This is a genomic window from Microcoleus sp. OTE_8_concoct_300 (assembly GCF_031383065.1).
Classification (GTDB): domain Bacteria; phylum Cyanobacteriota; class Cyanobacteriia; order Cyanobacteriales; family Microcoleaceae; genus Microcoleus.
Window position 1 is genome coordinate 1 of record NZ_JANMZH010000406.1, and the last position, 3,187, is coordinate 3,187.

1 protein-coding gene is annotated in these 3,187 nt (G+C 41.0%); it reads left to right on the forward strand.

What is annotated here, in order from left to right:
• Positions 1–2,899: DEAD/DEAH box helicase family protein (locus ACUVJL_RS18570; RefSeq protein WP_445247213.1), on the forward strand; the 2,899-nt coding region annotated here is incomplete at its 5' end.
• Between the last annotated feature and the right edge of the window lie 288 nt (positions 2,900–3,187).

A 3,187-nucleotide genomic window follows, 5' to 3' on the forward strand; every position in this document is an offset into this window, starting at 1 on the left:
TCACGACAGCAGCCTCTTTGCTCAAAACATTTTCTCTGTCGTTCAAGAACTGCCTTACAAATACCACTATCAAGGCGAACAAATCTTTTCCTTCCGTCCAGATATCTGCCTCTTTGTCAATGGCATTTACCTCGGCTACAGCGAATTAAAATCTAACCTCAGCAACCAAACCGCCCGTAAAAATGGACGGGGTAAAGTCATCAAAAACTATTTTGGTGCTGTGCGAGCCTATCACGATGCTTTTGATAAAAATGCTGACCTCAGCGACAAAGACAAAGACTCTTACCGCAAAGACTTCCTCAAAATTTTTGAAAAAGCCATTCACATCACCACCACCGACATTGCCGAAACCTACGTCATTCGGACGCTCTCTGACTATTTTGACGATATCCTCACCACCTGCCGCGAAGGGAAGTTCGATCGCGAAGAGTACGAAAAGAAAGTTGTCAAAGCTTTCAAACCCTATCCGCTTCTAAATCCTGACGGTAACAAAAAAGGCAAACTCAAAGAACTCTTCACCGCTCACTACGGCAAAAGCTTCATTGAAAAAGAAATTCTCTACTACAACTTCATTGAGCGGGATGTTTATGTGGTCAATGGCAAAAAGGAACTCAAAAGCGAAATTGGACACCTAATTTCGCCTCGCCCCAAACAAAAATTTGGCACTGATAAAATTCTGGCTAAAATTGACGAGTTTTTGGAACATGAAGCCGAAGACGACTACTTTATTCACCAGTTAGAACAGCAGTTAGCCCACGTCTCCACCGCCAAACGTCACGAACTAATCCAAAAGCGCAAAACTTACGAGAACAACAAAAACGTCTATTCTCTTCTGCTGCAATATGCCGCTGGCTTTGGTAAATCCAACATCATTGGGTGGACAGCCCTGCAACTCAAAGATTTACGTCGCGACGGTCAATATGTCTACGACAAAATCATGATTGTGGTCGATCGCCTACAACTCCGCAGCCAGATCGACTCGAAAATGCTCAACATGAACATTGACAACCGAATGTACATTGAGGCCAACAACAAAAAAACCTTCCAACAAGCCCTTCAGTCCGATACCCGCTTAGTCATTGTCAACCTGCAAAAATTCGGAGCTGTGGAGGAAATACTTGACTCTGACACCCTACAAAAACTCACCCAACTCCGCATCGTCTTTCTAATCGACGAGATCCACCGCTCCAACAGTGGCGAGCAACACGAAGAAATGGTCAATATCTTTGACCAACTGCAAACCCCGTTTGACAAAGAGGCTCTATACAACCAAACCCGCACTAAGAAAAACCTGATTATTGGCTTTACTGCTACCCCCGACGATCGCACCCTGGCACGCTTTGGCGAATTTAGCGGCTATGCTGAAAGTGAAAAACTCTGGGTTCCCTTCGACTCTTACACCATGAAAGAAGCCATTGAAGATGGCTTTATTCTCAATTCCCTCAAAAATATTGTCCCCGTCGCCTCTAAAATGCTATTCGGCCTCCCTCGCAACGAACTAGAGGGCTTCACCGAACCTAACTACAAAGACGCTGATAAAAAGCAAATTTATGAAAACCGCGATCGAATTGGTGCGATCGCCCAATATGTTGCCGATTTGCTGGTGAAAGATGTCTATCGGCAAATCCGAGGCACAGGGAAAGCCATGTTAGCAGTATATTCGATCAAAGCGGCGATCGCTTACAAACAAGCTGTAACACAAAATTTTTACGAACTAATTAAAGAGCAGAAATATGCCAAATATGCTGAGGCTCCCATTCATATTGTTTACTCCAGCAACCAAGACGAACAAAGTGCAACCGGGCTAAATGATGGACTCACAGAAGAAAAAGTTTTAGAAAGCTTCGCTCTCAAGAAAAATGGCTTAATTATTGTTGTAGCCAAGTTGCAAACAGGGTTTGATGAAAAAAGATTACACACCTTATTCTTAGATAAAGAAATTAAGGGCATTGCTGCGATCCAAGCTATCTCGCGGGTGAACCGCACAGCCAAATATAAAAATGACTGTAAAATTGTGGACTTTTCCTATAACAATGTCAATGTGCAAAATATCAAAGACGCCTTTGAGCATTTTTCTGATGTTGTTGTTAGTGACTTTGACCCTTTCAGCGATGAACGAGTTTTAGACATTCTGTTCGCTGAGCTAAAAAAGTCTGATGTTTACCAACAATTCTTTAATATCTTCCTGAGAATCTTTAATGATGATGCAAAGCGGAACAATCCTGCCAACTATTTTGATTTAGAGAGCAGCATTGAAAAACACATCAATGCCAACCCCAATCATACCGCTGATACAAAAACAAAAACTGCCCAATATTTCACCATTCTCAACCGTATTGAGTATGTGATTGCTTTAGATAAGAAGTATAGCGAGCCTAGTTTTCTAGAATTTCTGCATCTGTTCAACACCCTCTACAATAGACTGTACCGTATTAGTGAGGTAAAAGATGCGATCGAGGTTTATTTCGATAATCAAATCGGTATTATCGAGGTTGAAACTCAGGAGCCAGAGGCGAAAAATAATAGACTAACCAAGGTTGCTAAAGCTAAAGAACCTAATAGTACGGTATATCAATTTGACATTCTAGCAATTATCGAAGCCCGTAACGAGCAAGAAGATTTAAAGGGAGAACTAATTAAAGAGTTTGAATCAAAGATTAGCGACTTATTTGAATACGTGCGAAATTCTGACAACGGTAAACGTTTGATTGTGAAAATTAAGTCAAATGTTTCCGAAGCTGAGAGATATGATGAGTTCGCCAAAATTTATCGTACTTACAAAGCTTTAAATCGCAGAAAAGTAGGGGAGAACTTTTTTAAAGAAACTGAAGACCTGATTGATAAGCTTTGCGATGATTTTGAAATGACGGTTCGTAATGCTAATGAGCAGAGTATTTAAGCACTAAGAGTGTCGGAGTCAGGTTGTTATGGAGTAATGACGTTAGTGCGATCGAAGTTCCCAAACTTAACATCGGCAAATTCGATCACACTAACGATTGATTCCATAGTTTACTCATGATTTATCGCCAAGGAGTTTTGCTATCAGCCACCAGTAGTTAGCTGATAGCAAAATGTTGAGAAATCAAGCATTTGAAACAAAAATCTGTTTCTCTGCTTCAGAAACAAAAAATGCGAGTATAATTATTCCACGTTTACCCAAAAATCAGCCGTGACAATTTGACCATTA